This window comes from Paenibacillus sp. J2L1-98, assembly GCF_056269405.1.
The window spans coordinates 74,103-100,407 of the sequence record NZ_JBWDNW010000010.1; the positions used below are offsets into that span (position 1 = coordinate 74,103).

24 protein-coding genes are annotated in these 26,305 nt (G+C 50.2%); 4 read left to right on the forward strand and 20 right to left on the reverse strand.

What is annotated here, in order from left to right; all coding sequences use genetic code 11:
* Window positions 1-2: 2 nt before the first annotated feature.
* From AC0YNZ_RS18550 to AC0YNZ_RS18585, 8 genes are all read right to left on the reverse strand, one after another.
* Window positions 3-731 carry a PIG-L family deacetylase gene (locus AC0YNZ_RS18550; RefSeq protein ID WP_475828025.1) on the reverse strand — a complete coding sequence of 243 codons (729 nt, stop codon included), beginning with the start codon at window positions 729-731 and terminating at the stop codon, window positions 3-5.
* Window positions 728-1,039: a DUF1806 family protein gene (locus AC0YNZ_RS18555; protein ID WP_475828026.1), complete on the reverse strand. Its 312-nt coding sequence runs from the start codon at window positions 1,037-1,039 to the stop codon at window positions 728-730. The genes AC0YNZ_RS18550 and AC0YNZ_RS18555 overlap by 4 nt, the downstream gene beginning before the upstream one ends.
* Window positions 1,040-1,231: 192 nt before the next feature.
* The gene (locus tag AC0YNZ_RS18560; protein WP_475828027.1) at window positions 1,232-2,302 is read right to left on the reverse strand and encodes a sulfate ABC transporter substrate-binding protein; all 1,071 of its coding nucleotides are present in this window, start codon (window positions 2,300-2,302) and stop codon (window positions 1,232-1,234) included.
* Between the two features lie 34 nt (window positions 2,303-2,336).
* On the reverse strand, window positions 2,337-3,401 hold the full coding sequence (locus AC0YNZ_RS18565) for a sulfate/molybdate ABC transporter ATP-binding protein (protein ID WP_475828028.1): 1,065 nt from the start codon (window positions 3,399-3,401) through the stop codon (window positions 2,337-2,339).
* Window positions 3,402-3,404: 3 nt separating this feature from the next.
* Window positions 3,405-4,202, reverse strand: coding sequence for a sulfate ABC transporter permease (locus AC0YNZ_RS18570; protein ID WP_475828120.1), 798 nt, complete (start codon window positions 4,200-4,202; stop codon window positions 3,405-3,407).
* A complete protein-coding gene (cysT, locus tag AC0YNZ_RS18575) occupies window positions 4,202-4,963 on the reverse strand; it encodes a sulfate ABC transporter permease subunit CysT (RefSeq protein WP_475828121.1) in 762 nt (253 codons plus the stop codon). Before cysT ends, AC0YNZ_RS18570 begins: the two co-directional genes overlap by 1 nt.
* A gap of 296 nt (window positions 4,964-5,259) precedes the next feature.
* Entirely contained in the window at window positions 5,260-5,892 is a 633-nt protein-coding gene (locus AC0YNZ_RS18580; RefSeq protein ID WP_110773397.1) for a YigZ family protein, read from the reverse strand.
* Window positions 5,893-5,928: 36 nt separating this feature from the next.
* Complete coding sequence (locus tag AC0YNZ_RS18585) at window positions 5,929-7,278, reverse strand: glucose-6-phosphate isomerase (RefSeq protein WP_110773398.1); 1,350 nt, start codon at window positions 7,276-7,278, stop codon at window positions 5,929-5,931.
* 186 nt (window positions 7,279-7,464) lie between these two features.
* On the opposite strand from AC0YNZ_RS18585, the gene AC0YNZ_RS18590 reads away from it, so the two are divergent.
* Window positions 7,465-8,415 carry an NAD(P)-dependent oxidoreductase gene (locus tag AC0YNZ_RS18590; RefSeq protein ID WP_475828122.1) on the forward strand — a complete coding sequence of 317 codons (951 nt, stop codon included), beginning with the start codon at window positions 7,465-7,467 and terminating at the stop codon, window positions 8,413-8,415.
* A 77-nt stretch (window positions 8,416-8,492) separates the two neighbouring features.
* Here the strand turns inward: AC0YNZ_RS18590 and AC0YNZ_RS18595 are convergent, their stop codons facing one another.
* From AC0YNZ_RS18595 to AC0YNZ_RS18645, 11 genes are all read right to left on the reverse strand, one after another.
* Window positions 8,493-9,017 carry a DUF420 domain-containing protein gene (locus tag AC0YNZ_RS18595; RefSeq protein WP_475828029.1) on the reverse strand — a complete coding sequence of 175 codons (525 nt, stop codon included), beginning with the start codon at window positions 9,015-9,017 and terminating at the stop codon, window positions 8,493-8,495.
* A gap of 208 nt (window positions 9,018-9,225) precedes the next feature.
* Window positions 9,226-10,671 carry a family 43 glycosylhydrolase gene (locus AC0YNZ_RS18600; RefSeq protein WP_475828030.1) on the reverse strand — a complete coding sequence of 482 codons (1,446 nt, stop codon included), beginning with the start codon at window positions 10,669-10,671 and terminating at the stop codon, window positions 9,226-9,228.
* Between the two features lie 19 nt (window positions 10,672-10,690).
* Window positions 10,691-12,325, reverse strand: a complete 1,635-nt coding sequence (locus AC0YNZ_RS18605) for a response regulator (RefSeq protein ID WP_475828031.1) — start codon at window positions 12,323-12,325, stop codon at window positions 10,691-10,693.
* A complete protein-coding gene (locus tag AC0YNZ_RS18610; RefSeq protein WP_475828032.1) occupies window positions 12,303-14,066 on the reverse strand; it encodes a cache domain-containing sensor histidine kinase in 1,764 nt (587 codons plus the stop codon). The genes AC0YNZ_RS18605 and AC0YNZ_RS18610 overlap by 23 nt, the downstream gene beginning before the upstream one ends.
* 86 nt (window positions 14,067-14,152) lie before the next feature.
* Window positions 14,153-15,859 carry an extracellular solute-binding protein gene (locus tag AC0YNZ_RS18615; RefSeq protein ID WP_475828033.1) on the reverse strand — a complete coding sequence of 569 codons (1,707 nt, stop codon included), beginning with the start codon at window positions 15,857-15,859 and terminating at the stop codon, window positions 14,153-14,155.
* Between the two features lie 40 nt (window positions 15,860-15,899).
* On the reverse strand, window positions 15,900-16,781 hold the full coding sequence (locus tag AC0YNZ_RS18620) for a carbohydrate ABC transporter permease (RefSeq protein ID WP_475828034.1): 882 nt from the start codon (window positions 16,779-16,781) through the stop codon (window positions 15,900-15,902).
* Between the two features lie 14 nt (window positions 16,782-16,795).
* Complete coding sequence (locus AC0YNZ_RS18625; RefSeq protein ID WP_475828123.1) at window positions 16,796-17,653, reverse strand: ABC transporter permease; 858 nt, start codon at window positions 17,651-17,653, stop codon at window positions 16,796-16,798.
* 265 nt (window positions 17,654-17,918) lie between these two features.
* On the reverse strand, window positions 17,919-18,236 hold the full coding sequence (ppnP, locus tag AC0YNZ_RS18630; RefSeq protein ID WP_056630549.1) for a pyrimidine/purine nucleoside phosphorylase: 318 nt from the start codon (window positions 18,234-18,236) through the stop codon (window positions 17,919-17,921).
* Between the two features lie 49 nt (window positions 18,237-18,285).
* Window positions 18,286-20,304, reverse strand: coding sequence for a transketolase (tkt, locus tag AC0YNZ_RS18635; protein WP_110773404.1), 2,019 nt, complete (start codon window positions 20,302-20,304; stop codon window positions 18,286-18,288).
* A 190-nt stretch (window positions 20,305-20,494) separates the two neighbouring features.
* Window positions 20,495-21,397: a formyltetrahydrofolate deformylase gene (gene purU, locus AC0YNZ_RS18640; protein ID WP_475828035.1), complete on the reverse strand. Its 903-nt coding sequence runs from the start codon at window positions 21,395-21,397 to the stop codon at window positions 20,495-20,497.
* 55 nt (window positions 21,398-21,452) lie between these two features.
* The gene (locus AC0YNZ_RS18645; protein WP_110773406.1) at window positions 21,453-22,583 is read right to left on the reverse strand and encodes a deoxyribonuclease IV; all 1,131 of its coding nucleotides are present in this window, start codon (window positions 22,581-22,583) and stop codon (window positions 21,453-21,455) included.
* A gap of 101 nt (window positions 22,584-22,684) precedes the next feature.
* On the opposite strand from AC0YNZ_RS18645, the gene AC0YNZ_RS18650 reads away from it, so the two are divergent.
* The 3 genes from AC0YNZ_RS18650 (at window position 22,685) to AC0YNZ_RS18660 (ending at window position 24,714) form a co-directional block, all read left to right on the forward strand.
* Window positions 22,685-23,122: a DUF2621 domain-containing protein gene (locus AC0YNZ_RS18650; RefSeq protein WP_475828036.1), complete on the forward strand. Its 438-nt coding sequence runs from the start codon at window positions 22,685-22,687 to the stop codon at window positions 23,120-23,122.
* A gap of 156 nt (window positions 23,123-23,278) precedes the next feature.
* Window positions 23,279-23,785, forward strand: a complete 507-nt coding sequence (locus AC0YNZ_RS18655; protein WP_475828037.1) for a hypothetical protein — start codon at window positions 23,279-23,281, stop codon at window positions 23,783-23,785.
* A 26-nt stretch (window positions 23,786-23,811) separates the two neighbouring features.
* Entirely contained in the window at window positions 23,812-24,714 is a 903-nt protein-coding gene (locus AC0YNZ_RS18660) for a TIGR01777 family oxidoreductase (protein ID WP_475828038.1), read from the forward strand.
* A 10-nt stretch (window positions 24,715-24,724) separates the two neighbouring features.
* Here AC0YNZ_RS18660 and AC0YNZ_RS18665 read toward each other — a convergent pair whose 3' ends face one another.
* On the reverse strand, window positions 24,725-26,281 hold the full coding sequence (locus tag AC0YNZ_RS18665) for a DUF6382 domain-containing protein (RefSeq protein WP_475828039.1): 1,557 nt from the start codon (window positions 26,279-26,281) through the stop codon (window positions 24,725-24,727).
* Between the last annotated feature and the right edge of the window lie 24 nt (window positions 26,282-26,305).

The window sequence follows — 26,305 nt, forward strand, 5'->3', positions numbered from 1 at the left end:
GCTTAATAAGTAAGTGGCGGTTGAAACAAATCATCATTCACAAGCAGCGAAACTTTTCCACTTCCTGCTAAAAAATATTCATACCCGCCAAACCTGGAGAGCGCATCGCGATCCGGCATCCATACCCACTCGTCTATTTCGGTCTGGCAGCGATGCGCGCGGAAAGCCGCAAGCTTGGCTTCTAAATGCTGACGGATATCGATTCTAACGACTTCCTTCTTTGTGCAGCCGAACCGCTCGGGATTTTCCATCGCATCGCCGAAGCTGATGTAATAGAGTGATCCCTGCCCGCAATTCCGTTGAAAAGCCGCCGACGCTGCTTTTCCGATTGCACAGTGGTCAGGATGCCCGCCTAGTGTTTCATGAAAGGTTAGCACCACATCGGGACGAATCTCTTCCATAAGAACGGCAATTTTTTCGATTAAACTTTCCTGATCGTAAAACTCAACCATTTTATCGCGGATGTCCAAAAAAATAAGGCGGTCAATGCCCAGTTCTTCACAGGCCTTCCGCAGCTCTTTTTCCCGGATGGCCGGCATGGACTCTCTATTCACATAAGGAGGATTGCCCATCCGGCGCCCCATTTCGCCCCGGGTGGCGCTTACAAGCGTAATTTGGGTTCCCATGTTCGCATACTTTGCCAGCGTTCCTCCGCAAATAAACGATTCGTCATCAGGGTGCGCAAACACGGCCAGCAGCTTACGCGTCACTTTAACAGCTTGTTCACTCATTCCGGAAACGGCTCCTTTCCTAACTGGAGGGCAACGTTCATTCTGCCTTGTTCATCGTATCCGGCCAGCAGCAGCTTCCCTTCCGCCGTCACTTCATAATGAGTAAGCCCTTCCATACGCAGCCAGCCTAATCCGTCAAACCGCAGCGCAACCCGGTACGGGCCCTCGCCTGCAGTGAAGGCATCTTTAAGGCTAACCTTAAAATTCCGCACAAAGACGAAGGAGGTCGCTTCACTGTGCATGTAGACGTCCTGCGCCAGGAAAGCTTGAAAAGCCGCTTCCAGCCCGCTTTTGTTTATGTTATTCATCGTCGCTTCATTCCAATTCTATAAGATTGATAGGAGCAGCTCAATTTTATCATAATTGGAAAAAAAGAAGGAGCTGTTTCATCAGGCCTGGGAACGGCTCACAAAAAAACCTCTGTTCCATGCGCCTCACTCAAATGACGGGCCGCATGGAACAGAGGTTTTCAATTCGTTTCTTAAGCTTGTTCCGTTATTTTAAATATCCGCCAAAACCTGATACCAGACACCTTTCTTCGAATAAAGGTTTTTTCTGACCTCGGACCAGCCGCCCAGGTACGAGATGTCGAACAGGCCTTCCGGCACCTCGAAGCGATCCTTCGAATCTGCGGCAACCTTCTCGTCGACTGAGCGGAAGCCATGCTCGACGAACAAACGCTGCGCTTCAGCGCTGTGCAAATAGGCGATAAAAGCTTCGGCAACTTTGCGGGAGCCATGCTTATCTGCATTTTTATCGACTACAGCCGCCGGATTCTCGATCAGAATGGTGCTCTTCGGCACGACGATATCGTAATCGACGCCCTTCTTCTTTCTGGCGAGCAGCTCATTCTCATAAGTAACAATGACATCGCCTACACCGTACTCGAAAGCAGCCATCGATGCGCGTCCGCTCTTGTCGAGCGATTCCACGTTAGCGTGAACCGCTTTAAGGAAGCTTTTGGCATAGGCAGCATCCTTCGTACCGTTCTTCTCTTCGGATTGCTTCAGTCCAGCGCCATAAATGGCATTGATATCCCACTGCGCGCCGCCGGAGGTCTTCGGATTCGGATACAGCACCTTAACGCCATCGCGGGTCAAATCATTCCAGTCCTTGATCCCGAGAGGATTGCCGGCGCGGGTTCCTAAGACGACGATCGAGTTCGTAATCATCCCTTTATTACGCTGAGCCTTCCAATCATGCGTAATAAAACCGGCATCGGCTATTTTGTCTAAATCGCCTTCCATCGCGAGTATCGCGACATCCGCTTCGAAACCACCGGCTATCGCACGAGCCTGCGTACCTGAAGCCTCATACGATTCCTGGAAGGTTACCTTTTGACCCGTCTCCTGCAGCCAGTAGGCCTGGAACGCAGGCAGCAGATCTGCGAAAGCGTCCTTGACCACCGAATATGCACCGATTACAAGTGTTACATCGCCGTCTTGTACGGTAGACCCAGCCGCATTGTTAGCCGGATGCTCCTCTTTGCCGCAGCCCGCCGCAACAAGCAGCATAACTGCAGCAAGCAGCAGCACGAACATGCGCTGACTTGTTGCTCGATTGATTTTCATGTTTGCATACAACTCTTTCTACGTAGCTTATTGGTTAAATATGAATAGGCATAGGATCGACCTTCAATTTATTTTCCGCAATCCAGCTCTCGTTATCATTGAACAAATAAGCACGGTGCACAAGCACGCTTACCTGATCGCCAGGATGCAGCACTTCCTTCTCAAGCGAACGGTACGTGATCAGCTTCGTATCGCCAACGAGCAGCTCGACCATCCACTCGCTGCCGCGGAAATGCAAATGCTTCACTTTCCCGGGGAGCGTAGCGGAAGCCAGCTTGATTTCGCCCGGCTTGCCGATCTCAATATATTCCGGACGAATGAGTGCTTTGGTGCCGGGACGGCTTGCCGCATCCTCAAAGCCTTTGAGCTGCGCAATGTTGTCCACGATTGTCGATTCGCCAATGAAGCTCGCGACAAACGGCGTCTCCGGACTTTTATAAATATCCCACGGGCTGCCCTTTTGCTCCAGCCTGCCCTTGCTTATAATCATAATTTCGTCGGCTACTTCGATCGCTTCCTCCTGGTCATGCGTAACGAAGATCGAGGTGATGCCGACACGCTCGATCATATCCTTCAGCCAAGTCCGAAGCTCCGTACGGATCTTGGCATCGATAGCAGCGAACGGCTCATCGAGCAGAAGCAGCTGCGGTTCTGGCGCAAGCGCTCTGGCGAAGGCAACGCGCTGGCGTTGTCCTCCGGACAGCTGGTGCGCATAGCGATGCTCGAAGCCCTTCAGACCTGTAAGCTCCACCAGGTACATAACACGCTCGCGAATATACTCTTTCGACTGCTTTTTCACCTTTAGGCCGAAAGCGATGTTATCATATACGGTCATATGCTTGAACAAAGCATAGTTCTGAAACACGAAGCCAATTCCCCGCTCCTGCGGCGGCAAATCATTAACCCGTTTGCCGTGAAAAAGAATATCGCCCGAGGAAGGAGACTCCAGTCCCGCTAGCATACGAAGTATGGACGTTTTACCGCCGCCGCTCGGGCCGAGCAAGCCGATCAGATGACCTTTTTCGATTTCAAAGCTAACATCTCTCACCGCATGAAAATCGCCAAAGTTTTTGTTTAAGTTCCGTACTTCAATATGCATGGCTTAATGCACTTCCTTTCGTTTTTTCGCCCATTCCATCAGCAGCAGCAATCCTACGGAAAATGCCGCCAGGACAAGGGCTACGCCGTTCGCGGCAACCACATTAAAATTTTCGACATCCTGATAAACGAGCGTTGTAGCGGTTTGCGTTTTGTTCATAATATTGCCCGATACGACGAGCACGGCTCCGAATTCACCGAGCGACCGCGCTACAGTCAATACAATGCCATAAATGACGCCCCACCTTATAGACGGCCAAGTCACTTTCCAAAACGTATACCAGGAATAAGCGCCAAGCGTAGAAGCCGCTTCCTCCTGCTGCGCCCCGATCTCCTGAAGCACCGGCATAACCTCACGCACCATAAGCGGGAACGTTACGAACAAAGTCGCGAGAATCATCCCGGGCAGCGCATATACGATTTTGAACCCTGCGTCCTCAAACAAAGTGCCGATGATCGTATTCGGGCCCAAAATAAGCACGATCATCAGACCGCCGATAACCGGCGATACCGCAAACGGCAAATCAACTAAGCTATTGAGCAGACGCTTCATCCGCCGTCCGATCCATTCGGCACGCACGAGATACATCGCAAGCATAATGCCAAACACCGTATTCAAGCCCGTAACGACAACTACGATAATTCCCGTCATCATTAACGCATGCAGCGACTGGGGCCGTGTAATGCCTTCGATAAATCCGCTCCAGCCGTCCGCCCACGAACCGGTAAATATTTTGATAAGCGGCGCAATCAGCAGCAATGAAAATACAATATAAGTTAGCGTAATCCATATTCTTCTCATCATTGGTCGCTCCTCCTGCCTTGAATGAGGTTAACCGTCCATAAGATGAGGAAGGATAGCGTCAGAAGCAGCACCGATACAGCAGCCGCTCCCTGAGGATTGCTGCTTTCGATTTCTCCGAAAATATAAACGGAAGCAATTAATGTTTTGCCCGGAATATTGCCGGCTACGAGCACGACTGCACCGAACTCCGCAAGAGCGCGGGAGAACGCAAGCATCGCTCCGCTCATAATTCCCGGCAGCATCGTCGGAAATATAACGCTGAAAAACGTCTTCGCGCGGGTAGCGCCCAGCGTATAAGCCGCTTCTTCCTCCGATTTGTCCATTTCCTCCAGCAGCGGCTGAATAGCGCGAATAACGAAAGGAAACGTAACGAACAACATTGCGACTATTATCGCCGGCTCATGGAACACGATCTCGATACCGAGCTTCTCTGCCAAGCCCCCTACTAGACTATTAGGTCCAAGCAGCAGCAAAATCATAAGGCCGCCTACTGCCGTAGGCAGTGCAAACGGCAAATCGACAAGGCTGTTGAGCAAGCGCCGTCCCGGGAACCGGTAACGAATAAGCACCCAGCCGATCATCGTGCCAAGAAACATGTTGAGAATCGTAGCGATAAGCGCCAATTTCACCGTAAGCAGCACAGCTTTCCAAGCTAATGGATCCGACACGCTTTCCCAGAAAGGGGTCCATCCAAGCGAGAATGATTGCGTATAAATGCCGACGATCGGTAGAACGATTAGGATGACAAAATAAAGCATTATGGCGCTTCGAAAACCGAAGCTCCACCCTTTTCCGCGAAACAAAGCATTCACTGTGACTTTACCTCCAGACCATCGGCTCGTGCCGTAGGTATAACTAAGCTAAACAAGTAAAAACATAATTCCTATTAAGTTACTAGGTATTAATAATGTAGCATCCAGACTGGGATTAAGTCAATGCTAAATTTAGAAAAGCTGATCGCTTTCATTGCTATTTCTTATGCTGAATCCTTTTATAGGCATCTCCATGTACAAAAAGAGAGGAGATCAGCTTAACGCCGATACTCCTCATCTTCTTATTCACCTTCGATATAGTAGACATTGTCGCCTTCAGTAATGATAGCTTGTCCTTGTGTCAGATCGGTTATCCACGTTATAAACGCATCTGCTTCAGGAGCCTCCGGCAAGCAGCGCACCGTGACGCGATCCGTAAAATCCGTTCCGCCCACTCGTGTACCTTTGCCATGCAGCACATTTTCCAGCTTGCCGTACCATGTATAGTCCACATCAACGAATACTTCGCGATGAAGCACGTTGACGATTTCATCGGCCGCCTCGATTCCGGCAACCGCGCCGTCGGTGTAAGCCCGGACGAGTCCGCCGGCTCCAAGCATAATGCCGCCAAAATACCGCGTCACGACGACGGCGACATTTTTCAGCCCCTTATGCTTAATAACCTCGAGAATTGGCTTGCCCGCCGTACCGCTTGGCTCACCGTCATCGGACGCCTTCTGGAATTGATCGCGTTCGCCAACGATGTAGGCCGAGCAGTTATGCGTCGCCTGCTTATGCAGCTGCTTGATCTCTTGAATGAAAAGAGCGGCTTCTTCTTCAGACTCCACAGGCTTTGCATATCCGATGAAACGGGACTTCTTGATCACGATCTCTGCGCTGGCCTGCCGCCTGACCGTCTTATACCTCTCAAGCATAAGCTATGACTCCCGTACACCGGTCAAGCCGGTTTATTACAGCCTTGCTTCCAGCTCGGCTTTTTCTTTCTCGAAGCCCGGCTTGCCGAGCAAAGCGAACATGTTCTTTTTGTATGCCTCAACGCCCGGTTGGTCGAATGGGTTAACGCCAAGCAGGTATCCGCTGATTCCGCAAGCTTTTTCGAAGAAATAAACAAGGTATCCGAATGTGTAAGGCGTCATGTCGGCAATGTTAACGATCAGGTTCGGAACTTGTCCGTCCGTATGAGCAAGAAGCGTTCCTTCGAATGCTTTCTTATTAACGAAGTCCATTGTTTTGCCTGTCAGGAAGTTCAGACCGTCAAGATCCGCCTCGTCGTGCTCGATCGAGATATGCTCAGCCACTTCATTCACTTGAATGACCGTTTCAAAAATGTTCCGGTTACCCTCTTGGATAAACTGGCCCATCGAGTGCAAATCGGTCGAGAAATCTACTGCCGCCGGGAAAATGCCTTTAAAATCTTTGCCTTCGCTTTCGCCGAACAGCTGCTTCCACCACTCGGATACGAAATGCAGCGACGGCTCGTAGTTCACGAGAATTTCCGTTGCTTTGCCTTTACGGTACAGCGCGTTGCGGGCCGCCGCGTATTGGTAAGCCTCATTCTCGGCAAGGTTAGGGTTGCTGTATTCTTTGGACGCGTCCGCAGCGCCCTGCATGATCGATTCAATGTTGATTCCTGCAGCTGCGATCGGCAGCAAGCCTACCGCTGTAAGCACGGAGTAACGACCGCCAACATCGTCAGGAATAATGAACGATTCATAGCCTTCCTCTGTGGAAAGCTTCTTAAGCGCGCCCTTCTCGCTGTCTGTTGTCGCGTAAATGCGTTTGCGGGCTTCTTCTTTGCCGTATTGCTTCTCAAGCGCTGCGCGGAATACGCGGAAGGCGATTGCAGGCTCAGTCGTTGTGCCCGATTTCGAGATTACGTTGATTGACCAGTCGCGGCCTTCAACCAATTGCAGAAGATGAGTCACATAAGTCGAGCTGATGTTGTTGCCGGCGAACAATACTTGCGGCGTTTTGCGCTGCTCTTTCGGCAAAATGTTATAGAATGAGTGCGACAGCATTTCGATTGCAGCGCGCGCGCCAAGATAGGAACCGCCGATGCCGATCACGATCAGCACTTCGGAATCCGATTTGATCTTGTCAGCAGCTTTCTGAATGCGTGCGAATTCTTCTTTATCGTAATTAGTCGGAAGGTCGATCCAGCCAAGATAATCCGAGCCTATTCCCGTTCCGTTATGTAATTGCTCATGGGCGAGGCGAACCGGTTCCGCCAAATAATCAATTTCATGCTTGCCGACGAAAGTCAGCGCTTTGGTATAGTCAAACTTAACTGTTTTGCTCATGGAAACAAATACCCCCTAAAATTTTTGTGAAGCATGATTGCTTCGAAAGCTTACGCTCTTGTTCGATAAGCAGCTGATGCGATAGTATGTACAAACATAATGATAACTATTTTCAACTTTGCCTCTAGGATATCGGATTTAAACTACAAACACAAGCATACAAACGATGAAATATTGATGAAGAGCATGTATAATCGTGTAAAAAGCTTATCTGGAGCGGAGGAAATGGAAATGAAAAAGATCGGTTTTATCGGATTGGGCGTGATGGGCTTAGGAATGGCAGCTAATTTGCTGAAGAACGGCTACGAGGTAGCCGTCTATAACCGGACCCCGGGCAAAGCGGGCTCATTGCTGGCACTTGGCGCCACGGAGCTTGAATCGCCATCCGCAATCGCACAAGCAGCCGACGTTGTCTTTACGATGATCAGCAACGATAAAGCAATACATGACGTTTATTGGGGCGACAATGGTATTTTTGCCGGTGCCCGCAGCGGCATCACGCTAGTTGACTGCAGCACCATCTCTCCAACGCTTGCCAAGGAATTAGCAAATGCTGCTGCAAGCATCGGCGTTTCGTTTCTTGATGCGCCGGTAACAGGCAGCAAGCCGGCTGCCGAGGGCGGCACGCTCGTATTTATGGTTGGCGGTCCTGCCAAGGCGCTGAACGGCGTCGAGGATGTCCTGCTCGCTATGGGTCGCAAGGTAATCCCTATGGGGCCTAATGGCAGCGGCTCAATCGCAAAGCTCGCCCATAATACGATCGTCGGCATTAACGTGGTGGCGCTTGCCGAGGGCATGGCCATCGCAGCAAGCGGCGGCATTGACGGCAGCGCGTTTTTAGAGCTCGTTCAATCCGGCGGCGCAGCAAGCAAAGCGGCCGAGATGAAGGGGGCCAAGCTGCTTGAGGGCAACTTTGACGTTCAATTTTCGCTTGAGCTTATGTTGAAAGACCTGCGACTATCCTCTGTTCTAGCGGACAGTCTGCATGTGCCTGCTCCGATGCTCGAAGCGACTAAGAGCCTATTTCAGATCGGCGAATCATTAGGACTTAGCGATCTTGACATGTCCAGTGTAGGCCAAGCTTACGAGCAATGGATTGGCCGCAAGCTCAGCGGTCGCTCCGATAATTTACACTAGCAGCTTATTTGACTAAAGGGGCAGTCCATCGTTATAGACGGCGGACTGCCCCTTATTGCATATTTAAGAAACAGGAATCAGTAGTACGGAGAAATCATCAGGTAAACGACAACGCCTGTAAAGCTGACATAAAGCCAGATCGGCATCGTCCATCTCGCGATTTTACGGTGCTTGTCCAGCTTCATTTGCAGGCCGCGGACGGCGGACAGCAATGCAAGCGGAACTACAACGATCGCGAGCAGAATATGTGTGAGCAGAATGAAGAAATAGACCGAGCGCAGCACGCCCTCTCCGCCGTATTTCGTTGATTCCGTCAAATAATGATAGGTGACATAGGAAACAAGAAACAGCGTCGTCGAAGTGAAAGCCGCCCCGATGAAAGCACGGTGCAGACGGATGTTCTTTTTCAAAATCGCAGCCAACGCAACAACGAGCGAAATAAAGGTGAAGCAATTGAAAATCGCATTGAGCAGCGGCAATATCGTAACATCGAATCCAATCTCACCGTCATAAGCCGGCAGAAAGAACAGAACCGTAATGATCGCTACCAAGACCAACGACAAAATCGCAATAAGGGGCCCAACGTTTTTTTCCTTCAACACATAACCTCCTAATAAGCGCGCCAAAGTGTAGACAAGAGCACTTTTCTCTATTAACCTTATCCGATTTGCATAGTCCAAATCAATTTGATTTGAGGCGCATATGTCACGAAAAATCGAATTTTCCGCTATATCGCATCCATACAAAAAAACCGCCGCAGGAAAGCCTCGATAGAAGCTTTCCTGCGGCGGCATCGCTGCGGGCCGTTTCCTAATATACGTTTAATACTTCGAATCGCTGCGGATCGCGTCCTTTACGCGGGTCGTGCTCTGCCTCATCCGTTACATAAAGGTACGCGGCTTGCCGCTCTTCTCCCTTTCCATCGCTCAGGGTCAGCACTTTCCCTGTCGTACGGTTGCGAATCCGCACTCTGCTATCAGCATCCGCATCCTCCAGCGCCCACTCACTGCAGCAGGAGTTGCCCTGTTGCTCCAGCAGAACTTGCTCCTTGCACAGCCGCTCCCCGGCAGCAGTTATCGGAACAGCTAAGCATCGGCCGTCTGTCCTGCTCCTGAACCGAACATAACCTGCTTCTTCAGTCTGCTCTACGATCCATTTCTGATCATCAGCGGAATAAGCCAGCACGCTGCCGATTACGCCGGCAGTCTCGCCTTTTGTTTGCCGAGCTGCCAAATACCGCTCCGCTCCGCTGCTTTTGATTCGGTGCAGTCCGCTCTGCCGCAGCTCTGTCTTAATGGAGCCATTAACGGGATCTATTGTTAACCTGTCCGCCCATTCCACTTTCAATTGCTTATCCGATGGGAAGCTAAGCGGCAAAAACACATAAGAGGAATTATGATAGCTAGACGGATCCCAGCGGTCTCCCACGTACAAATATTTTGTCTCTCCTTGCGATTGCAGCGGCAAAATGAAAGCCGGCTGCGTATCGTAGGTCGTGGAATCGCCAAACGGCAAGAGCTGCGACCATCTGCCTGTCAGGCTATCGGAATAAGCGTAGGCTCCCTGATTCGGCAGCCAGCCCGTACAAGCCGAAGTAACCAGGAAATAGATACCGTTACGTTTCACAACGGCAGGCGCTTCCCGGTACTGCCCCGGCCACAATGTTTTAACCAGCTCATCCACGCTCAAATAATCATCCGATAGGCGATAAACCAGCAGATCGGCATTGTCCCTGGCAGCCGAAATAAAATAAGCGGTACCGTCGTCATCCTGGAATACGGTGCAATCTCTCGACATATGCCCGATCGGATTAAAGCTGCCATGATAGACATAGTCGCCGTCTATTGTATCGCAAGTAGCTACCGCACAACGGGCATCGCTGTAATTGCGGTCATTTTCCCAGTGCATCCACATAACAAATTTGCCTGTCCGCTCGTTGTACAGTACCTTGGGCCGCTCGATAACAGCCCCTTGGCCGCAGCCTTTGTCCGTCGTATCAGTGGGGCAGAGCTCCAGCGAGGTCCGGTAATATACCGGCTGTACCTTGGACTCAAGCGTCAGAACCGCTCCCCGGTTCTCCCAATGGCAAAGATCGCTTGAGCGGTAGCAGGATACTTTCCTGCCGGCTGTCCGATCCTCCCCGAACCAATAATAATATCCTTCCTGCTGGAGCATCCAGCCTCCATGAGCCCTAATCGGCTCCCCTTCCGTATCCCTCCATACAGTGCCACTATGAATCGTTGCTTCGTTCCCCATCCTATTCATCCTCTCCCGGTTAAACGGAATGCTGATCCCTATATTCTTGAGGCGTCATGCCGTACACCTTCTTAAATTGCTTAATGAAATACGGCGCGTTCTGATAGCTGAATCTATTTCCGATTTCGTATATTTTAAGACTGGTTGTCTTCAGCAAATAAGCTGATTTCTCCATCCGTATGCGCAGCATATAGTCGGTCAAACTTTCTCCTGTTACCGTTTTGTACATTTGCGATACGTACACGGGATGCAGATGAACGCGCTCCGCTATCATCTGCAGCGAGATCGGCTTGTCCAACTGCTCCTCGATAAATCGCTGTACCTTGTAAATCAGCTTGGAATGGCCGTCTGCCGCCTCTCTCTCAAGCGATGCGCGCATAAGCGCCGATAAGCGGAACAGCCCGTCCCGCAGCTGCCCGAACGTCTCGAACGATTCGAAGGTAAGCGACGCCCGCTCGCCGGGATCCAGAAAATCAAATAAGCCGAATCCGCTCTTGTGAGCGATATAGGTTAATGCGCCAGTCACGGCACAGAACGACTCGAAGGCATGCTCGGCAGAATCGCTGAACTCCGTCTCAAGCTCCTCGAATATTAGCGCTAGCTTGCTCTCGAACGCATCCCAGCGTCCCGCCTCCAGCAAATCCTGCAGCGTCGGCGGTTCATACAGCTGCCTGAGCGTTTGTACGGCCGTTTTCTCTGTATGTTCTCCCAGCGGCAGCAGGTAGCCCTTGCTTCTCCCGATATGCTTGCGAAATGCGGCGAGAGCGCTGCTGTAAGAGACGGCAAGATGCTGGGGAAACGCCCCTTCTTCACCGATTGCAATCGATATCGCGCCCTTCAAAAAGGTTTCGACTTGGCGCTGAATCAGCTGGCCAAGACGTTCCAGCTGTTCCCGCGCAGCGGATTTTGACATAACCTGCAATTTCGCCTGATCGGTTCTTTTTACCGCAAACGCCAAATAACCATGCGCTTCCTTGCAGACCCATACCTGACAGAACTCCCGCAGCACCTCCTCCGCAACATTGCTGACGGCGTATTCAAGAAGCGTCCGGTCCTTATAGGCATAATGAACGAACGGCTCCTCCAGCCTGATCAGCAGTAAAGCGACAGCATCATTGTGCGAGAATGGCAGCATAAACTGCGACAGCTTATCGGCTAGCGCATCTGCTGAGTCCGTATGCCCCTGAAGCAGCTCGATCAGCAAATCCCTTCGCAACAGCGGCAAATTATCCCGCATAGTTTTCAGCGTGTTGTCGCGGGAGACAAGCTCCTCCCACTCTTTCCGGACAGTACCCAGCGCCTTATCGACGGCTTGAATCAGGTCATCATCATTAACCGGCTTCAGCAGGTAGTCGGATGCTCCGCCAGAGATCGCCCGCTTGGCATATTCAAACTCGGCATGGCCCGTCAATAAAATGCACTGTGTAGACGGTGACGCCTCATGAATCTTATCCATAAGCTCCAGTCCGGAAATACCGGGCATCCGGATGTCCGTAATAACGAGATCGACTGGATGCCTCCTCATAATGGCAAGTGCGTCCGTTACAGAAAAGGCCTTGTGAACCATAGCGATTTTCAGATCATCGCACGGCAGGGTCGCGGCAACCCCTTCAACAACCGACCTTTCGTCATCAACGATCAATATTTCGTACATGCCCTTCCCCCTCCTTCCACCGTACGATCACTCTCAAGCCGCCGGCAGGGGAATGCTCAAGCTCCAGTCCCGAACCGTCATCGTACTTATGGACTAGCCGCTGATGGACGTTGCGCAAGCCGCAGCTTCCATCCACCTCGCCCGGCAGGCTTATCGTTTCTCTCAGCTTGACGAGCTCTTCCGCGCTCATGCCGATGCCGTCATCATCGACCATAATGACAAATTCGTCTGCGTTAGACATGCCTTTGATAGTAATCAACCCGGCGTCCTCCTTCTGCTCAATGCCGTGAATGATCGCATTCTCGACAATCGGCTGAAGCAGCAGGCGCGGCAGCGTAAGCTCCTCCATCTGCTGAGGGATATCGATATCGAAATGTATCCGATTCATTCGCATGTTTTGAATCGATAAATAATTGCCGATTAGCTTGATTTCATCCCTGACAATCGTATCCTGCTGATCTACATGCGTCGTATAGCGATAATACTCGCCCAGCTTAACCGCCATCGCCATGACAGCCTCTTTCTCGCCGAGCCGCGTCATATTTTTCATAAAGAACAAGCAATTGTACAAAAAGTGAGGATTGATCTGCGATTGAAGCTGCTTTAACGTCGCTTCTCTGGATCGCAGCTTCTCCTCGTATACGCGGTCGATAAGATCTTGAATCTGTTCGCTCATCAGATTGAACTGGTCGAATAAATAACCGAATTCATCCCGCTTTCCGCTGTCGACACGCACCGTATAATCGCCCATCCGCAGCCTCTTAGCAGCCAGGAACAGCTCGCGTATAGGTACCTGAACATTTCGATAAAGCAGGAAAGCAGCCAAAACACTAACCATTGCAATTACGCTCATCGACAACCAAAACCAGTTGCGGCTGGACGTAATCGGATACAATATGCTTTCAAGCGGCACGTATTCGATTAAATACCAGCCGATCGTATCCGATTTGATGTAATTAACCATATAGCGTTCGTCCTGCAGCGCTGTAATAAACGTACCCTGCTCCTGTGTCAGCCCGCTTTTCTCCGCAAATAAAGGAATAAGTTCTCCGATCCGGTCCATATTCGCAGTACGGGTCACGATCGGAGCGTAATCCGGATGATACAGAAACGGATCTCCCGAGCTGTCCGACTTAAACGCAGTCAGCATCTCCCCGATATCTTTGATATCCACCCGAATTTCGCCGATCAGATCCGCATCCTCCGTATGATCATAAGCCGATAGCGGCTCTACCGTACGAAATACGAACGAGTCTGGAACACGGGAATTGGCCATTGGCTCGAAACTCCATTTGAAAGCTTCGATAGGCTTGTTCACCATCTCGTCGCGAAACAGCTTCTTAAAGGTTAGCGAACCGTGGGTGCTGACGACCTGGTCCGATAGCGGCGCATAAAGCGTATACGAATGAGACCAGCCGCCTGTCTTGCTCCGTCTCTCCAGCTCCTCCTGCAGCTCCAGCTTGAGCTGGAAGGTAGCATAACTGCTGGACTTCTCATCCATCGCGATAAAAGATTTGACCCTAGGCTCAATGCCCAAATTGTTGACAGAGGTCATAAACTGATCGAATTTATCTTCGAGCTGCTGGACGAGGAAGGAGAGCCTGTTGCGGTTATTTTGCTGAATTTCCTCTTGCACGACTTTGACGCTGACTTGATTGGAATACGTATAAAGCGCCACGAACGGAATGAGCAGCAGTCCCATAATGGCCAATATTTTTTTGAAAATATTCGATTTTTCCATTAGGCAGTACCGCCCTTTCCGACAAGGAAAAGCACCTATTCCCCTTTAGGAGGAACGGGTGCCGTCCTTGAATCCGATGTCGCTTATTAATTGGCTTTTACCGAATCGTACCACGCGTTGACTTCTTCCGTGATCGTATCTCCGCCGGAAGATTTCCACTGGGCCACGAACGTATCGAACGCGTCGATCGGACTTTCGCCATAGATGATCTTGTTGAACGTTTCCTTCTCGCTCTTGTTCAGAAAATCCCAACGCTTCTTATAAGTTTTCGTAGGTGAGCCATTGTACAAATTCGGCATCGCATACTCAATCTGGCTAAAGTTAACGGCGCCTGCATGAATGTTTTTATCCAAATCCATCGCCGATTTTTTCTCGAAAGCGGTAGCCGGTTCCTTGCCGCTGTCTAAATCGTTCATCGTCTTCATAACGAGCGAAGGTATACGGGCGCCATCGAACAGCAGCGTGTATTTGCCCAAATTCATGGTCGGCTTGTCTTCAGGGAACAGCTTAGAATCCCAAGTCGGCTTCCCGTCTTTGATCAAGTAATCATAACCCTCTTTAAAGCCGTATTCAAGCGGGCTTCCCGCCTGCGGATTGCCTTGATTTTCATAAAGATAGTTAGCGTAGAGGAAGAACGCTTCCGGATGCTCGTAATTTTTGTTGATCAAAATAACCCCGTTGCTCACGCCCGACTGACTGCGGCCAATATGCCCTTCCGGTCCCGCCGGAAGCGGATAAGCGCTGTAGTCCGCGTTTTTGTCAACTTCCTTAACGGCCGGCAGCGGCCAGCCACCAGCCCAGTATGGCGCCGCTACGATGCCTGCTTTGGCTGAGGAAAACAACTCGGCAGCCTTGCCCTCGTCGTGAAGACCGGCTTCCTTATGAATGTAACCCTTATCCATCCAATCCTTAAGCTTGGCTAGCACCGTTTTCACAGCCGGTTGAATCGAACCGTAGGCCAGCTTGCCCTCTTTGTCCGCATTCCACTGCGCAGGCATCACGCCGTAAGCACCGAAGAGGAAGTCCGCATCCGCAAGTCCCCATGTATTCATTCCGTTTTTCAAGCCGACAGCGAGCCCTACCGTATCCTTCTTGCCGTTTCCGTCCGGATCCTGATTGACGAACAAATCCATCATTTTCTCCATGTCTTCGATCGTAGCAGGCGGCTGCAAATTAAACTTCTTCATCCAGTCGTCTCTGATCCAGAGAACCGTATCGTTATTGTTTGAGTAGTCGAGAACAGGGATCGCATATTTCTTGCCGTCGCGGACGTACGGGTTCCAGACGCTCGCATCCTCTGCCATTGCAGATTTATAAGCATCGCTGGCGTATTTATCAAACAAATCGCCAACCTCGACAAATTTACCCGAGTCGATCAGCGCGTCGATGACATCCTGCGAGCCGCGGTATTGAACAACGTCCGGCAGGTCTTCATTCGCTGACAGCAGCAGCCTGATTTTCGTATCGATCGAGCTGCTGTCAGCCGTCCATACATAATTCAGATCGATATTAAACGTCTCTTTCGCCCAGGCTACATGCGGGTTATTGTTAATGTCCTCCCCATCGCGAAACTTAACGTCGCTTGTCATTTGACGAACGATATCCATTTTGACCGGCTCGCTGAACTTTCCGGCCTCAATCGTGCTCTCTACAGCAGCCTGCTTCCCGGGATCGGCTGCAGGCTCGCCTGCATTACCGCCGTTCGTATTTGAAGCTGCACAAGCGCCTAACAGTCCTATGCAAATAACGAGCGACGTCATTAAAGCGATAAGCTTGATCCATCGTTTATTCAAAATGAGTTCCCCCTTAACATCGTTCGATTGTTAGCAATCATTACTCCTTCACGGAGCCAAGCACGATTCCTTTGACGAAAAACTTTTGCAAAAAAGGATAGACGGCAATAATCGGCAGCGTAGCGATAAAAATTTGCGCCGTCTTGACTGTCCGGTTCGAAAGCTCCTTCATCTCGTCCGCATTGACGCTCATGCTGCTCAGATCGCGCTGTACGACGAGCGTCTGCAGCAAAGTCGACATCGGATATTTCTCCGTTTGCGTCATATAAATAAGGCCGTCGAACCATGCGTTCCAGTGCCCCACCATCGTGAATAATGAGATCGTGGCGAGGGATGGCAGCGAGATCGGCAGGTAAATTTTCCACAGTGCCCGGAAATGTCCCGCCCCATCAATAAACGCAGCTTCCTCCAGCGCCTTCGGCACCGAGGTTCGAAAGAAATTCATCAACAAGATTGTATTATACACGCTGACCGCCCCCGGAAGCACGAGCGCCCAGATGGAGTTCAGCAAACCCAGCTTCTGAACGACCATATATCCGGGAATGAGCCCGCCGCTGAACAGCATCGTGAAGACGAAGAACCACGCATACAGATTGCGTCCTTTAAACTCATTTGTCTCCTTGGACAGTGAATAGCCGATCAGAACGGATAAGCCTACGGCAATGGTCGTACCGATCACCGTCCGCATAATAGAGTTAATGAAGGAGCCTACGAAATGCATATTGGTTAAAGTCACCTTGTAGGCTTCGAATGAAAATCCAACCGGCCACAGCTTCACAACGTTCGCATCCGCAGCCGCCGAGGAGCTGAATGATACCGCGAGCACGTGAAGAAGAGGAGCGATACAAAGGAATGACAGAAGCGCTAGAAATACGCCATTTCCTACTGAGAAAATACGATAAGTTAACGAGCGGTGATGCATCTGACTCCCCCCTTTCAGAAGATGCGGTAATTGGCCAGCTTATAGGCGAGCCGGTATGAGATGACGATCAGAATGAAGCTGACAAGTGACTTGAACACGCCTACTGCGGTACCAAAACCGAAGTCGCCGCCGATTAGGCCTACGCGATACACATAGGTGTCGATAATATCTCCTTTTTCATAAACCAGCGGATTGTACAGATTGAAAATTTGATCAAAGCCTGCGTTCAAAATATTTCCGAGAGACAGTGTCGCGACAACAATCGTAATCGGAATGAGTGACGGAATCGTGATCGACAAAGTCTGCTGCCAGCGATTTGCTCCGTCAATAAGCGCTGCCTCGTAAAAATCAGGATTTATGCCGGAAAGGGCTGCAAGAAAGATGATGGTAGAGAAGCCAAAGTCCTTCCACACATCGCTGACGATGACCGTAAACCGGAACCAGTCACCGTTGCCGAGGAAAAAGATCGGCTCAATGCCGAGCCAGCCCAGCGTCTGATTCACAAGCCCGCCATCGGTCGACAGCATGTCCAACAAGATCCCCCCGAGAATGACCCAGGACAGAAAATGCGGCAAGTAAACGAATGTCTGCACAAACCGCTTAAACACCATTTTGCGCACCTCGTTAAGCAGAAGCGCGAACACCAGCGGCACAATCAGGTGAGCCGCTATTTTGATGACTGCGATAAGCAAGGTGTTCCATATGACCTGTCTGGCATCCGGATATTCGAACATGAGCTTAAAATTTTCAAGCCCGATCCAGTCGGAGCGGAAAAAACCAAGCTGCGGCTGGAAGTCCTGAAAGGCCATGACAAGGCCCAGCATCGGCAAGTATGAGAAGATAAGGACGAGCACAATTCCCGGCACAAGCATGACATGCAGCGGCCAGGTAAGCTTGAAATTCCACCTCCGTGCAATTCGTTGTTTCAATAGGTTCTCCCCCTTTCACCCTTTACGTTCTGTCTATGTTAGCGATTACAGAACTAATTGTAGCCCGTCTGTGCATAGCCCTTATATAACAATGTTTTAAGATTGGTAGCACGATTTTAGGGAATTATGGACAGACAAAAAAAAGGCCCTCCTGCAGGCGAATGATCGCCTAAGCAGGAAAGCCTTCTCTTAACTATAAAAGAAACGATTACTCGTAAATGTACGAACAGCAGTAGTCCGTTACTTCAGCAACCTGAAGCTTGAACTTTGTGTTCGCAGGCACTTTGAATTCGCCTTCGCCTTGAATGTGCAGCCACTCCGTTTCGCCCGGGAGCAGCACTTTCAAATCGCCAGCCAAAATCTCCATGATTTCGAGGCAGTCCGTTCCAAACTCATAGTCGCCCGGCAGCATGATGCCGAGTGTTTTTTTGGTGCCGTCCGCGAACAATACAGCGCGGCTCGTTACTTTACCGTCGAAGTAGACGTTAGCCTTCTTGACGATTGATACATTATCGAATTGAGACATGGTAGCCGTTATCTCCCTTATCTATCGGATGCTAAGCTTAGATGCGTTATTACAGCAATGCTTTCACTTTGCTCACAACGTTCTCAACCGTGAAGCCATACTCTTTGATTACGCGATCGCCAGGTGCGGATGCGCCGAAACGGTCGATAGCAAGAATATCGCCTTGGTCTCCTGTGTAACGCTCCCAGCCGAATGGATGAGCCATTTCGATTGCAAGGCGGGCTTTAACTTCAGGAAGAATGACGGAATTTTTGTATTCCTTCGATTGCTTCTCGAACAAATCCCAGCTTGGCATGCTTACGACACGTACTTGAATGCCCTCTTCCGCCAAAGCTTTTTGAGCAGCTACTGCCAGTTGAACTTCAGAGCCTGTTGCAAGAATTTGCGCTTGCGGCTTGCCGCCAGCTGCATCAGATACAACGTATGCGCCGCGGCGCAGGTTTTCTTGAACGCCGTTAACAGTGCCTTCAAGGATAGGCAGGTTTTGACGAGTCAGAACAAGCGCTACCGGTTGGCCTGTGTTTTCAACAGCATATGCCCATGCAGCGGAAGTTTCGTTAGCGTCAGCCGGACGAATAACCGTCAGGTCTGGAATGATGCGGATCGAAGCAAGCTGCTCGATAGGCTCATGCGTAGGACCGTCTTCGCCAACCGCGATACTGTCATGCGTCAATACATAAACGACTGGCAGCTTCATCAGAGCGGCAAGACGAACAGCAGGGCGCAGGTAATCCGTAAATACGAAGAACGTACCGCCGAATACTTTCAAGCCGCTGTGGAGCGCAATACCGTTCATTGCAGCAGCCATTCCGAATTCACGAACGCCGTAGTAAAGGTTGCGGCCATCGTAGCTGCCTGGTTTGAATTGAGCCAAACCTTTCAGGTGAGTCATTGTCGAGCTTTCCAAGTCAGCGGATCCGCCGAAAATAGTTGGCACGTTTTTCGCAAGTCCGTTAAGCGCGTTACCTGAAGCTACGCGGGTCGAGACTGCGTTGTCTGCAGTTGTGTATGCAGGAAGGTCAGCATCCCAGCCCTCTGGCAATGCGCCGGAGATCGCAAGCTCGAACTGAGCCGCAAGCTCAGGGAAAGCTTCTTTATATGCTGCAAAGTTAGCATTCCATTGTGCGTTCGCTTGCTCGCCGCTGCTTTTCACTTCTGCGAAATGAGCGCGAACTTCGTCAGGCACGTGGAATTGGTGATCTTCCGACCAGCCATAAGCTTGCTTCGTCAATTTTGTTTCTTCAACGCCAAGCGGTGATCCGTGAGGACCTGCATGTCCGCCTTTACCGCCTTTGTTCGGGCTGCCGTAACCGATAACTGTTTTCACTTCGATCAAAGTCGGTTTGGACAGATCCGCTTGCGCCTCAGCAACTGCTTTGGAAAGGGCATCGAGGTCGTTACCGTCCTCTACGCGGAGCACTTGCCAGCCGTAGCCTTCAAAACGTTTTTGAACGCTCTCGGAATACGAAAGGCTCAGCTCGCCGTCAAGCGAGATATCGTTGGAATCATATAGGACAACCAATTTGCCAAGCTGCAAATGACCTGCGAAAGAAGCAGCCTCGTGAGAGATGCCTTCCATCAAGTCGCCGTCGCCGCAAATGGAGTACGTGAAGTGATTGATAATATCGTGGCCTTCTTTATTGTAAGTCGCTCCAAGCTGAGCTTCCGCGATCGCCATACCGACAGCCATAGCAATACCTTGTCCAAGCGGACCAGTCGTTGCGTCAACGCCAGCCGTGTGGCCATATTCAGGATGTCCCGGTGTCAGGGAGCCCCATTGACGGAAGTTTTTCAGCTCTTCAAGCGGCAAGTCATAGCCGGATAGGTGAAGAAGACTGTAGAGCAGCATCGAGCCGTGACCCGCAGACAAAACGAAACGGTCGCGGTTAACCCAAGTCGGGTTCGACGGGTTGTGCTTCATGTTTTTTGCAAACAGCTGATAGCCCATTGGAGCAGCGCCCATTGGCATACCAGGGTGACCTGATTTCGCTTTCTCGATGGAATCGATCGCGAGTGTACGGATCGTATCGATAGAAAGCTGTTCAACCGATTTTTGTGTAACAGTCATTCCAATTTCCTCCTAATTTCTAATCTAGTCTAAGTTCGTATCGTTATAAGGTTTCTCAATTACGATACAGCGCCATACCAGAACGCAATAACTTTGAATATTGTATCATTCTGTATACTTGTTTTCCATCACAAAAACAAAAAAACAAAAAAAAAAACAAAAAAAATTGATTTTTCGCATAAAAATATATTTAGTTGAATACAACCGTCTTATTATGGTGCACGATTACGCGATCCTCGATATGCCATTTCACAGCGCGGGCGAGTACAACGCGTTCAATTGTCCGTCCAATCCGCTTCAAATCATCCACATTGTCGCGGTGGCTGACGCGCTGAACGTCCTGCTCGATGATTGGCCCACCGTCTAATTCCTCGGTCACGTAATGCGCTGTTGCTCCGATAATTTTCACGCCGCGTGTATAAGCCTGTGCATAAGGCTTGCCGCCAACGAAAGCCGGAAGGAACGAGTGATGGATATTAATAATCCGATTCGGAAATTGCTCGATAAACTTTGGCGAAATGATCTGCATGTAGCGCGCCAATACAACGATATCCGCTTTATCCGCTACGACCTCCAGCTGCTTGCGCTCCGCTTCAGCCTTCGTGCCTGCTGTAACAGGAATATAGTGATAAGCAATGCCGAAGGACTCCACGAGCTCCCGCATATCCTGATGATTGCTTATTACCATCGAAATATCGGCATCAAGGTCTCCGGCCTTCCACTGCCATAACAGCTCAAGCAAGCAATGATCCTCTTTGGATACAAAGACAGCAAGACGCTTCTTACGGCTGGCGCGGAATGTATGCCACTTCATATCGAAGCGGTCAGCGACTCTGGCAAAATCCTCCACAAGCACCGGAAGCTCTTTATCCAAATCGTTCAGATCGAACTCGAAGCGGATGAAAAACATGCCGCCTTCCGGATCCATCGTATATTGATCTGATTGCACGATATTCGCTCCGTGCTCATAAAGGAAATGCGATACGGCCGCTACGATGCCCGGGCGGTCCGGACAAGAAATAAGCATGCGCGCGCGGCCGCTTTTTCCGCCGAGATCATTTGTGGTTTCGGGCGGGTTAGATGGAGATGACATGGACTTCAAACTTCCTTTCACAACGATATAAATGAAATGTGCGAATTAGTTTATATTACACTCTCGCCAGCAGTTCTTTACCGCCAAACCAAGCGGTAATACGCTGGTTGATCTGTTCCTCCGTCAATTCGGAAGACAATGGATTACCTGCGAGAACAAGGTCGTACAGACGCTCCATCGGCTCGCGCGGATCAGCTTTTTTCGCTTTCGCGTCATTTTTCAGCAGTTCCCATGTGGACAGCACGAACAATCTAGGATCGATTTCTTGCTTGCCGAAGAAATGATGAAGACGCTCCACGTCCTCGAAAAACGCTTCTCCTAGACGATTTCTTCCATTGCCGCTCAGCAAAGCGATTTCCGCTTCATACATCGGCCGCTCCGTCTTGTCTTCCTTGCCGATCCACGGCGTCTCCAGGATGAAAGGACGTCCCTTTAGTGCTTCATGAGCGATGATCCGCTGGATCGCCTCATGTCCAAGCCAGCCTGCGCCGACCGGAGCATGCCTGTCCTTGCCTGCTCCGCGCGAGTTTTTGCTGTCATTCACATGAACGACCGCTACGCGGTCCAGTCCGACCAAACGATCGAACTGTTCAAGTACGCCGTCCAGATCATTTATTAGATCATAACCGGCATCGTGCATATGGCAAGTATCCATACATACGGTTAGGCGATGATTATCCTGAACCTTGTCCATAATGGCTGCAAGCTCTTCAAAGCTGCGGCCGATTTCGGTACCTTTGCCCGCCATCGTCTCAAGCGCAATGTTAACATTCGTTTCTTTCGTCCCGGCGAGCACTTCATTTAGGCCCTCCGCTATACGCGCAATGCCATATTCGGCATCCTTATCCGTATAAGCGCCCGGATGAAGGACAATATTACGAACACCAATATAGTCCGTCCGGCGAATTTCTTCCTGTAAGAAAGAAACTGCAAGCTCGTAAGTAGAATCCTTATATGAGCCTAAATTCACAATATAAGGAGCATGTACAACAATTTCGTTGATGCCCGATTGCTCCATAAGCGACTTGCCTTCTTCAATATATAACGAATCGATCGGCTTCCTTCTTGTGTTCTGAGGTGCGCCGGTGTAGATCATAAATGTGCCTGAGCCATAAGATACTGCTTCTTGTGCTGCGGTGAGCAGCCCCTTGTCCGAAAATGATACATGGGAACCTATTTTCAACATGAATATTACGCCCCTTTCAGTTGATCAAACCTTATTTTACAAGGAATGTCGAAATAAATCTAGGAATACGGTATAATTCATTATTGAGGTGAAAAACACGTATGAAAGTTGCGCCAGATTGGTTTATGTATTTTATCGTTTTCTGGGCGATCGTCATGGTTGCGGCTATGTCGATTGGCGGATTTTTCATGTTTCGAAAATTCCTCAAGGTGCTTCCGATGCGAGACGGCAAGTCTAAGCTCGATTGGCAAAACTACTGGGTCGAGCGCAGCCGCAGCATGTGGAGCGACGATTCCAAAGCGCTGCTCGATGAGCTTGTATCCCCGGTGCCGGGCGCTTTTCGTGATATAGCTAAACATTCCATCGCAGCTAAAATCGGCCAAGTGGCGATTGAACACGGCGCATCGTCAGTTACGCGCGAGCACTGCATCGAAGGCTACATACGGGCTACTCCAAAACGCGATTACCGCAGCCTGGTATCGTTTCTTGAACGTCAGGGAATCGACTATGGACCCTATAAGCATCTACTTAATAAATGAGTTTGAGCCGCCCTGTGCGGCTTGAGCTCATTTATACTTTCGGCAAGTGTTAACGGCCTTGGCCCGTTTCTTGCTTCATATCATTATTTTCCGGTTATTATAAAAGTGTAACCTAATACGAATCCATTTCGTTATTAAATGCAGGAGGTGGTTCTTATGACGAACTCATCGAAGCGAAGAAGAAGCAAAAAAGCAGCTGCAGCAGGAGCAGTTCTTCTAGCTGTTATGCTCGCCGCATCAGCTTGCGGCGGCACGGACACGAACAATGCAAATACTGGGAACAAGCAGCAAGGTACAGTGAACGAAGGACCGGTTATCAGCGAATTACCTGAAGAAAGCGGTGTGATTGAGCCTGATGTATCAGCACCTGAGCCGACTGCAGATGCAGCAGGCAACAGCGGCGCAATTGAGGAACCGGCACCGGCTCCGGCAGAGACAGTCAAAGTCAGTGAGGGCACTTATAGCGGTCTAATCGACTCGCACTCTATAGAAATTGTAACAGCTTCAGGGGCAATTGCCCTGCAGGTAACCGAAAAGGATATGAGTACGTTAGAAGCGCTGCCGGAAGCTGCAAAAGTAAAATTCGAGTATACGGAAAAAGCAATCGAAGGCGAAGCGGACCTCAAACAAAATTGGCTCGTCAAAATCGAGGAAATCAAGTAACGGGGTAAAAGAAGGAGCGAACAGAGATGAGGGTTGCGATTGCCGGCGGAACAGGCTTTATCGGAAGTGCGCTAACGAAGGCCTTACTGGAGAGAAATGATGAAGTATGGATTATTTCAAGGCAACGCTCGAAGGAGCAGTCCAAACAGTCCGGTATCACTCAAATAACCTGGAGCGAGCTTGATGATGCTCCCGCTTTGCTTGAAGGCATTGATGCTATTGTCAATCTCACCGGTGAATCCATTAATCAGCGCTGGACGCCAGCAGCCAAGCAGCGTGTTATGGATTCAAGATTAACGGCAGCAGCCCGCATCTCTAAGCTCGTTAAATCGCTTAAGCACAAGCCGCCGCTTGTCGTTAACGCATCTGGCATTTCTGCTTACGGCATATCGGCAGACGGTATTTTCGATGAAACAAGTCCAACTAAGGTAACTGATTTTTTGTCGGAAGTCATTCAGAGTTGGGAGCAGGCCGCGGACGGCATTCCGGCAGAGCGGCTAGTGAAGCTTCGGGTCGGCGTCGTATTGGACAAGAAGGATGGTGCTTTTCCTTTAATGGCCATGCCCTACCGGTTGTTCGGAGGCGGTAAAATCGGCAGCGGTAAGCAATGGCTGTCTTGGATTCATCTCGAGGACATGATCCGGCTTATTTTATATATTTTGGACAACAAGCAAATAACCGGGCCTGTCAACGGCTCCTCTCCCGACCCGGTAACGAATGATGTTTTTGGCCGCGCGATTGGCAAGGCTATGGGGAGACCGCACTGGTTTCCGGTTCCGGCCTTTCTGATGCGTGCCTTGTTCGGCGAGATGTCAACACTGCTCTTAGGCGGACAGCGCGCACTGCCCCGCAAAGCGCTTGAGCATGGCTTTAGCTTCCGGTATCCGACAGTGGAAAGCGCCATGAATGAACTAGTAGGCCGCGGCTAAGCCTGCCTTATCATCCCGATTTCAGCTCATAGGAAGGGCCTCTTGCACCTGCTAGATGGATAACGTCGCCTATTGAAAGCTTATAGCTTTTGTAAGGAATCATCGTTTGACCATTTAGCAGGCTTCCATTCCTGGAGCCAAGATCCTTCGCCCTATACTCCCCCTTCAAGCTCTCAATCTCCAAGTGAAGACGCGATATGCCGCCAGCAGCATCCGCATAATTGATCTGGTCTCCCATCCGGCCTATTATAAAGCAGCCCTCTATTAATTCCAGCTCGTCATGTTGTCCCTCCCAGCTTCTTTGCAGCCATATGGCAGGATCGCTCGGATGCTGTTCATGGTGATCACGCCCAAGCAAAACTGTCGGCTCAGCAATGGGAGACACGGGATTCGCGGCGGCTGCATGCAGCGCAGCTGCGGAATGAGCTGTTGTTGCCTCATAAAGATCATCCGATGACCGTTTTGAAGCAGCCTCGTTTATCTCATGCTCTGCATATATGTTTGCGAGTCCCGGGAACATTCCGGAGTCAGGCTCATAGGGCTCATATTGACCCAGCTCAGATTCCGCTTCTGCCGGGGAAGCATGCGGACTCACTCTTTTCCTCCAAACAAACAAGATAGCAACTAGGAGAAGTAAGGTTATACCCAGGCTGATCATCAGGCTTTGTCTTGTCGCTGCCGCGAAATGGATAAAGCGCCATACGCACGCAATCGCAATGACAAGTCCAGCTGTCAGCATCCATTTTTTCTTCGTTTCCGGCTCTGCCTCCTCTAAAGAGAAAGTACGTGCCATATCAATTTCAGAAGCCGCTGAATGACGATTAGTCTCACCTTTTTTATTCGAAAAGAGCTGCTGTGGAGGCGGCAGAATCGCTGGACCGGCTTGCTCTTCAGCTCGCTGCTGCTGTACGGGCCGAAAAACTTGCTCAATCGGCAGTGACGGTTGTACCCGATGCTGCATCGTTGGTTCTATTCTGTTTTGCTGCTTTGCAGGAGCTTCGCCTATCAAATCTAAAAGCGTCGCCCGCAGCTCTGCAAGCGGCCATCTCTTTCCGGTCAAATGATGCAGCACGCGCTTTAAACCCTCTCCGTCGATTTTATCAATATATGATGTGAAACGAACGATCAACGACAAAAGGTCGCCCGCTCCGATCATTTGTTCTTCTGTGCCTCCCTTCATAGGGACGTATGCGAGATGAATGTCATGCAGCTTCTCTGAGGTGAAAATAAACTGCTCGTCAAGCAGGCAGCCTTCCGGCCTTAGCATATAATGCTTGCATTCAAAAAGCGCATCCGTAATACCTAGTATAAGCATATAATATTGCTCCATCGTAAGCGGCTGCTGCTGCAGACGGTGAAGGAGCATTTTCATACCTGAAAGCTTGTATCGGAAGGTGACTTTGCCGTCCAGTTCGAACCAATCAACAGGCAGCAAATAAGGAATTTCCTCACTGTGAAGCATATGAAGCTCTATCTCGTCCAGTTCGCTTCTACAAATGCCGCTTTCTCGATCAATCGTCATCTCATGCCCCTGATTCATTTCAAAATCAATTCGAAAGCTTTGCATTTCTCCAATCTCCCTTCAAACAAG

What these genes read in the sequence shown, in the direction of transcription:
- AC0YNZ_RS18550 (WP_475828025.1), bottom strand. Translation starts at nt 731, where the DNA reads ATGAGTGAACAAGCTGTTAAAGTGACGCGTAAGCTGCTGGCCGTGTTT.
- AC0YNZ_RS18555 (WP_475828026.1), bottom strand. Translation starts at nt 1,039, where the DNA reads ATGAATAACATAAACAAAAGCGGGCTGGAAGCGGCTTTTCAAGCTTTC.
- AC0YNZ_RS18560 (WP_475828027.1), bottom strand. Translation starts at nt 2,302, where the DNA reads ATGAAAATCAATCGAGCAACAAGTCAGCGCATGTTCGTGCTGCTGCTT.
- AC0YNZ_RS18565 (WP_475828028.1), bottom strand. Translation starts at nt 3,401, where the DNA reads ATGCATATTGAAGTACGGAACTTAAACAAAAACTTTGGCGATTTTCAT.
- AC0YNZ_RS18570 (WP_475828120.1), bottom strand. Translation starts at nt 4,202, where the DNA reads ATGAGAAGAATATGGATTACGCTAACTTATATTGTATTTTCATTGCTG.
- cysT (WP_475828121.1), bottom strand. Translation starts at nt 4,963, where the DNA reads ATGCTTTATTTTGTCATCCTAATCGTTCTACCGATCGTCGGCATTTAT.
- AC0YNZ_RS18580 (WP_110773397.1), bottom strand. Translation starts at nt 5,892, where the DNA reads ATGCTTGAGAGGTATAAGACGGTCAGGCGGCAGGCCAGCGCAGAGATC.
- AC0YNZ_RS18585 (WP_110773398.1), bottom strand. Translation starts at nt 7,278, where the DNA reads ATGAGCAAAACAGTTAAGTTTGACTATACCAAAGCGCTGACTTTCGTC.
- AC0YNZ_RS18590 (WP_475828122.1), top strand. Translation starts at nt 7,465, where the DNA reads ATGTATAATCGTGTAAAAAGCTTATCTGGAGCGGAGGAAATGGAAATG.
- AC0YNZ_RS18600 (WP_475828030.1), bottom strand. Translation starts at nt 10,671, where the DNA reads ATGGGGAACGAAGCAACGATTCATAGTGGCACTGTATGGAGGGATACG.
- AC0YNZ_RS18605 (WP_475828031.1), bottom strand. Translation starts at nt 12,325, where the DNA reads ATGTACGAAATATTGATCGTTGATGACGAAAGGTCGGTTGTTGAAGGG.
- AC0YNZ_RS18610 (WP_475828032.1), bottom strand. Translation starts at nt 14,066, where the DNA reads ATGGAAAAATCGAATATTTTCAAAAAAATATTGGCCATTATGGGACTG.
- AC0YNZ_RS18620 (WP_475828034.1), bottom strand. Translation starts at nt 16,781, where the DNA reads ATGCATCACCGCTCGTTAACTTATCGTATTTTCTCAGTAGGAAATGGC.
- AC0YNZ_RS18625 (WP_475828123.1), bottom strand. Translation starts at nt 17,653, where the DNA reads ATGCTTGTGCCGGGAATTGTGCTCGTCCTTATCTTCTCATACTTGCCG.
- ppnP (WP_056630549.1), bottom strand. Translation starts at nt 18,236, where the DNA reads ATGTCTCAATTCGATAATGTATCAATCGTCAAGAAGGCTAACGTCTAC.
- tkt (WP_110773404.1), bottom strand. Translation starts at nt 20,304, where the DNA reads ATGACTGTTACACAAAAATCGGTTGAACAGCTTTCTATCGATACGATC.
- purU (WP_475828035.1), bottom strand. Translation starts at nt 21,397, where the DNA reads ATGTCATCTCCATCTAACCCGCCCGAAACCACAAATGATCTCGGCGGA.
- AC0YNZ_RS18645 (WP_110773406.1), bottom strand. Translation starts at nt 22,583, where the DNA reads ATGTTGAAAATAGGTTCCCATGTATCATTTTCGGACAAGGGGCTGCTC.
- AC0YNZ_RS18650 (WP_475828036.1), top strand. Translation starts at nt 22,685, where the DNA reads ATGAAAGTTGCGCCAGATTGGTTTATGTATTTTATCGTTTTCTGGGCG.
- AC0YNZ_RS18655 (WP_475828037.1), top strand. Translation starts at nt 23,279, where the DNA reads ATGACGAACTCATCGAAGCGAAGAAGAAGCAAAAAAGCAGCTGCAGCA.
- AC0YNZ_RS18660 (WP_475828038.1), top strand. Translation starts at nt 23,812, where the DNA reads ATGAGGGTTGCGATTGCCGGCGGAACAGGCTTTATCGGAAGTGCGCTA.
- AC0YNZ_RS18665 (WP_475828039.1), bottom strand. Translation starts at nt 26,281, where the DNA reads ATGCAAAGCTTTCGAATTGATTTTGAAATGAATCAGGGGCATGAGATG.